This window comes from Roseateles sp. P5_E11, assembly GCF_054049355.1.
Genome location: NZ_JBFUMO010000373.1, coordinates 1 through 5,846 on the forward strand (window position 1 = coordinate 1; position 5,846 = coordinate 5,846).

Consider the following 5,846-nt stretch of genomic DNA (forward strand, 5'->3'; position numbering starts at 1 on the left):
GGCCCGACCTGGTGCTCTCGGGCATCAACATCGGCGCCAACATGGGAGACGACACGCTGTATTCCGGCACCGTCGCCGCCGCCACCGAGGGCTATCTGTTCGGCATCCCGTCCATCGCCTTCTCGCAGGCCGAGAAGGGCTGGGTCGAGCTGGAGGCCGCGGCCCGCGTGGCGCGCAGCGTCGTCGAGCAGGTCATTGCCGGGGGCTTAAGCCAGGGCTTCCTGCTCAACGTCAACATCCCCAACCGGGCCGATGCCGACACCCTGCCGCGCAAGATCACGCGCCTGGGCCGGCGCCATGCCAGCGAAGGCATCATCGAGCAGATCAACCCGCGCGGCGAGACCATCTACTGGATCGGCCCGGCCGGGGACGCCCGGGACGCCGGCGAGGGCACGGACTTCCACGCCACCGCCAACGGCCAGGTGTCGATCACGCCGCTGCAGGTGGACCTGACCGAACATTCGTCTCTCGGTGCCTGGGCGCAGCGCCTCGGTCTCTGAATGTCTACACCCAAGCGCTTCCCGGCCAGCCTGAAGTCGGCCACGTCACCGCAGCGTGAACTGCTGATGCCGCAGCGCCATCTGCATCAGGCCACGCGGGACGCGGCCCGGCTGGCGCGCCCCAGCGGCACCGGGCTGGACAGCGGCGCCGTGCGCCAGCGCATGGTGGACCGGCTGCGCGCCGAGGGGAAGTTCGACGAGCATGTGCTCGCCGCGATGGCCACCGTGCCGCGCCATGAATTCGTCGACAGCGCCTTGGCTGCCCAGGCCTATGAAGATACGGCCCTGCCCATCGGCCACGGCCAGACCATTTCCAAGCCCTCGGTGGTCGCCCACATGCTGGGCCTGCTGATGGCCGGCGCTGGTGCGCGTCAGCGCGGGTCGCTGGGCCGTGTGCTGGAAATCGGCACGGGTTGCGGCTACCAAGCAGCCGTCATCGCGCTGCTGGCGCGACAGCTCACCTCCATCGAGCGCCTGCAGGGTCTGCACGACAAGGCCAAAGTCAATCTGCAGCGCGTGGGGCTGCCGCGCGTGCCGCGCCTCATCTGGGGCGATGGCCGCCTGGGCCACGCAGCCAGCGGGCCTTTCGACTGCATCATCGCTGCGGCGGGCGGCGAGGACATTCCCGCCGCCTGGACCGAGCAACTCGCCCCTGGCGGACGCCTCATCGCCCCGACGGCGGCCAGCGGCCGCGGCCAGGTGCTGGTGGTGCTCGACCATGTCGTCGAGGCGGGCGTCAGCCGCTGGGTGCGCAACGAGCATGAAGCCGTGCTGTTCGTCCCCTTAAAATCCGGCGTCCTCTGACGGGGCCGTCGGCGCACCGCGCCACACAATCGGGTCGGCCTTCCAACGTGCTCTAGCCACACGATGCCCTCAAGCCTGCGCCTTTTATTCACTGCCATCACCACCTCGCTGCTGCTCAGCGCCTGCGGCACGTCGTTGCATCGTGCCGCACCGGTCGAGGACCGCAACCCGCAGCCCGCCACGGCCGCGGTGGTGCCGGCGCCCGCCGCGTCGGCGGCTTCCGCGCCCGATGCCAAGCCGCCGCTGCCGGGTGCTGAGAACGCCGGCAAAGCCGGTTACTACACCGTCAAGCCGGGTGACGCGCTGATCCGCATCGCGCTGGACAATGGCCAGAGCTGGCGTGACGTGGCCAAATGGAACAGCCTGGAGAACCCCAACCGCATCGAGGTGGGGCAGGTGCTGCGCGTCGTGCCTCCAGGTGTCGACCCCAGCGCCGTGACGGCCAAGCCCATCGCCAGCACGGCCAAGGTCGAGTCGCGGCCGCTGGACGCCAAGCCGCCGGTCGCTGCCGCGAGTGCGCCGACGGCTTCGTCCACCAGTACGCCCACACCGGCCGCATCGGAAGACGACAGCATGGCCTGGGGTTGGCCGGTCGCACAATCCATCAGCGCCGGCTTCGACGAGCAGCGCAACAAGGGTCTGGACTTTTCAGGCAAGCCGGGTGACCCGGTGCTGGCTGTCGCCGATGGACGCGTTGTTTACGCTGGTTCGGGGTTGCGCGGCTACGGCAACTTGGTCATCATCAAGCACAACAGCACCTACCTGACAGCGTATGCCCACAACCGGGCCATGCTGGTCGAGCAGGACCAAACCGTACGCAAGGGTCAGAGGATTGCCGAGATGGGTTCCACCGAGAGCGATACCGTCAAGTTGCACTTTGAAGTGCGCAAGCTCGGCAAGCCTGTCGATCCGGCCAAGCTGCTGCCGCCGCGCTGAGAAGCCGGCCAGCCAACAGTCATGCATCGGGCCAGCGATCACGTCATGAAACGCGCTGCGCCCAAGCTCAATGGACATGGTGGCAATGGCAGCGAGCCGGCTGTCATGTTGTCGGCGCTGAACGGGGGCAGCGGTGATGCCGAGCCGGTTTCAGACGTCAGCGAAGAAGACGGCCGGGCACTGCGCAATGGCGGCGACGAGGTCGAGCTCGGCAACGCGCTGCAGGCCTATCTGCGCGACATCCGCCGCACGCCGCTGCTGACGCCTCAGCAGGAATTCGACACGGCCGTTGCGGCGCGCGCGGGTGATTTCGATGCGCGCCAAGCCATGATCGAGCACAACCTGCGCCTGGTCGTCAGCATCGCCAAGAACTACCTCGGCCGAGGCCTGCCGATGAGCGATCTCATCGAGGAGGGCAATCTCGGCCTGATGCACGCCATCGGCAAGTTCGAGCCCGAGCGCGGGTTCCGTTTCTCCACCTACTCGAGCTGGTGGATACGCCAGAGCATCGAGCGCGCGCTGATGCACCAGGCCCGCTTGGTGCGGCTGCCGGTGCACATCGTGCGCGAGCTCAACCAGGTGCTGAAGGCGCGCCGCGCGCTGGAGGCCCTGCAGAGCGCCAATGGCTCCGAAGGCCGCGTGCGCGCCGAGGACGTGGCCCAAGCGCTGGGCCGGCCGGTCGACGAGGTGGCCGAGCTGTTGGCCTATGCCGAGCTGCCGAGTTCGCTGGATTCGCCGGTGGACCGCAACGGCGAGGGCGGCGAGTCCATGCTGGATCTGGTGGCCGACGACCAGGCTATCGACCCGATGGGCCTGCGCCTGTCGCACGAGGTCGAGGAGTTGCTGCAGCACGGGCTGGCCAGCCTCAACGACCGTGAGCGCGAGGTGCTGTCGGGCCGCTACGGCCTGTCGGACCGCGAACCGGAGACGCTGGACGTGCTGGCCATCCGCCTCAAGCTGACGCGCGAGCGCATCCGCCAGATCCAGATCGAGGCGCTGGCCAAGCTCAAGCGCAACATGATGCGCCACGGCGTGGATCGGGACTCGATCTTCTAGAGCCCTCGACGGCACCTCGGATAATCCGGGGATGAATCAGACGACGGAATGGCTCAAGGTCGAAAGTATCGAACTTGAGGCGCAGGGCGTGGCGCACAACGCCGAGGGCAAGGTGGTCTTCATCGACGGTGCCTTGCCGGGTGAGATCGTGAAGGCGCAGATCTCGCGCCGCAAGAACAACTGGGAGCAAGGCCAGCTCACCGAAATCAAGAAGGAAAGCTCGCTGCGCGTGACGCCGGGCTGCCCGCACTTCGGCCTGCACGCCGGCGCCTGCGGCGGCTGCAAGATGCAGCATCTGCAGGCCGGCGCCCAGGTGGCGGTGAAACAGCGCGTGGTGGAGGACCAGCTCTGGCATCTCGGCAAGGTCAAGGCCGAGGTGCTGCTGCGGCCCATCGAGGGCCCGACCTGGGGCTATCGCTACCGCGCGCGATTCTCGGTGCGCTATGTGCAGAAGAAGGGCGTCGTGCTGATCGGCTTTCACGAGCGCAAGAGCCGCTATGTGGCCGACATGCAGGTCTGCAAGGTCGTGCCCAAGGTCGTCAGCGACCTGCTGATGCCGATGCGCGAGCTGATCATGGCGATGGCCGAGCGCGACCGCCTACCCCAGATCGAACTGGCCATGGGCGACGAGGTCATTGCGCTGGTGCTGCGCCACCTGAACCCGCTGCCGGACGGCGACATCGCGCTGCTGCGCGAGTTCGCCGCCAAACACGGCGTGCAGTGGTGGCTGCAGCCCAAAGGGCCGGACACGGTCAAGTTGCTCGACGAAGGCGGGCCGCAACTGGCCTACCGCCTGCCCGAGTTCGGCGTGACCATGCCGTTCAAGCCGACCGACTTCACGCAAGTCAACCCGCACATCAACGCCACCCTGGTCGGCCGTGCGCTGCGCCTGCTGGCTGTCGAGCCGGATGACCGGGTCATCGACTGGTTCTGCGGCCTGGGCAATTTCACGCTGCCGCTGGCCACCAAGGCGCGCGAGGTGCTGGGCATCGAGGGCAGCGAGACGCTGGTGCAGCGCTCGCGCGAGAACGCGGCGCTGAACGGCCTGGCGCACAAGGCGAGCTTCGTTGCGCGCAACCTGTTCGAGATGACGCCTGAACTGCTGGCATTGGATGGTGCAGCGGACCGCTGGCTCATCGACCCGCCGCGCGAAGGCGCCTTTGCGCTGGCCAAGGCGGTGGCGGACATCGCCCAGGACCCGTCGCTGGCGCCGGGCTGGATGGCACCGAAGCGCATCGTCTACGTCAGCTGCAACCCGGCAACGCTGGCGCGCGATGCCGGCTTGCTCGTCAATGTGGCGGGCTATCGCTGCACGGCGGCCAGCGCGGTCAACATGTTCCCGCACACGGCGCACGTCGAATCGATCGCAGTCTTCGATCGCTGAAGCGCACGTTGCTCAAGTAAATCCCGGCTCGCCCATTGCGACGACCGGGATTTTTTGCTTTTCGGCCTACGTGTTAGTCCGGACTCGGTCCCGGTGCGAAGTAGACAAAATGAATAAACAACATTGTTTAGTTGTTTTGCCGAGCATCGGGTCCACCCGGCCGGCGTCATGACTTCCACAGGAGACAAGCCAGCATGCCYATTCGAAATCTGTTGCCCCGAGTCCTGGGCACTGCCTGCCTGGCCCTCGGGCTCGCGTCGTCCGCGCTTGCGCAAACCACCCTGGCCCTGCCGCAACCGGCCCTCAAACGCGGCGTGAACGCGCTGGGCTATGACCCGCTCTGGAGCGAGCCGGCCAAGGCGCGCTTCCAGCTGCGCCATATGCAGGCCATCCGCGATGGTGGCTTCGACCATGTGCGCCTGAACCTGCATGCCTTCGAGCACATGGACGCCGAAGGCCGCTTGTCGACGGCTTGGCTGAAGACGCTGGACGAGATGACAGCCGCGGCGCTGAGCGCGGGCCTGCAGGTCATCCTGGACCAGCACAACTTCAACGACTGCGCCAAGGAGATCGACAAGTGCCGGACGCGACTCAAGGCCTTCTGGCGCCAAATCGCCCCGCGCTACAAGGACGCGCCCGACGCGGTGCTGTTCGAGATCCTGAACGAGCCCAACGGCGCGGCCGACGCGGTATGGAACGACATGCTGGCCGAGAACCTGGCCATCATCCGCGAGACCAACCCGAAGCGCCGCGTCGTCGTCGGGCCGAAGTTCTGGAACTCGCTGGATCAGCTCGACACCCTGAAGCTGCCCGAGTCCGACCGCAACCTGGTCGTGACCTTCCATTACTACACGCCCATGGAGTTCACCCACCAGGGCGCGTCATGGACGCCGCAGTTCCAGAAGCTGTCCGGCGTGACCTGGGGCACGGCCGCCGAGCTGGACAAGCTCAAGCAGGACTTCGATCGCGTGAAGGCTTGGGCGCAGCGCACGGGCCGGCCGATTCTGCTGGGCGAGTTCGGTGCCCTGGAGACGGCGGGCATGGCGCAGCGCGTGGCCTGGACTGCGGCGGTCGCCCGAGCTGCCGAGGCGCGCAGCTTCGGTTGGAGTTATTGGCAGTTCGACTCAGACTTCGTCGTCTGGGACATGCAGGCAGACGGCTGGGTC

6 protein-coding genes are annotated in these 5,846 nt (G+C 67.2%); all 6 read left to right on the forward strand.

Going from position 1 to position 5,846, the window contains the following annotated elements; all coding sequences use genetic code 11:
- Positions 1-500, forward strand: a 500-nt coding sequence (gene surE, locus ACXJKR_RS22190) for a 5'/3'-nucleotidase SurE (protein WP_457324654.1), incomplete at its 5' end; no start/stop codon positions are given.
- Positions 501-1,304 (forward strand): protein-L-isoaspartate(D-aspartate) O-methyltransferase, encoded by an 804-nt coding sequence (locus tag ACXJKR_RS22195; RefSeq protein ID WP_457324655.1) that lies wholly within the window; start codon positions 501-503, stop codon positions 1,302-1,304.
- Between the two features lie 63 nt (positions 1,305-1,367).
- A complete protein-coding gene (locus ACXJKR_RS22200; RefSeq protein ID WP_457324656.1) occupies positions 1,368-2,240 on the forward strand; it encodes a peptidoglycan DD-metalloendopeptidase family protein in 873 nt (290 codons plus the stop codon).
- 45 nt (positions 2,241-2,285) lie between these two features.
- Complete coding sequence (rpoS, locus tag ACXJKR_RS22205) at positions 2,286-3,296, forward strand: RNA polymerase sigma factor RpoS (protein ID WP_457324657.1); 1,011 nt, start codon at positions 2,286-2,288, stop codon at positions 3,294-3,296.
- A 31-nt stretch (positions 3,297-3,327) separates the two neighbouring features.
- The gene (gene rlmD / locus ACXJKR_RS22210; RefSeq protein ID WP_457324658.1) at positions 3,328-4,680 is read left to right on the forward strand and encodes a 23S rRNA (uracil(1939)-C(5))-methyltransferase RlmD; all 1,353 of its coding nucleotides are present in this window, start codon (positions 3,328-3,330) and stop codon (positions 4,678-4,680) included.
- A gap of 212 nt (positions 4,681-4,892) precedes the next feature.
- Positions 4,893-5,846: glycoside hydrolase family 5 protein (locus ACXJKR_RS22215; protein WP_457324659.1), on the forward strand; the 954-nt coding region annotated here is incomplete at its 3' end.

Excerpts from the sequence above, each read along its gene's own strand:
- ACXJKR_RS22195 (WP_457324655.1), top strand. The coding sequence starts at position 501 with ATGTCTACACCCAAGCGCTTCCCGGCCAGCCTGAAGTCGGCCACGTCA.
- rlmD (WP_457324658.1), top strand. The coding sequence starts at position 3,328 with ATGAATCAGACGACGGAATGGCTCAAGGTCGAAAGTATCGAACTTGAG.
- rpoS (WP_457324657.1), top strand. The coding sequence starts at position 2,286 with ATGAAACGCGCTGCGCCCAAGCTCAATGGACATGGTGGCAATGGCAGC.
- ACXJKR_RS22200 (WP_457324656.1), top strand. The coding sequence starts at position 1,368 with ATGCCCTCAAGCCTGCGCCTTTTATTCACTGCCATCACCACCTCGCTG.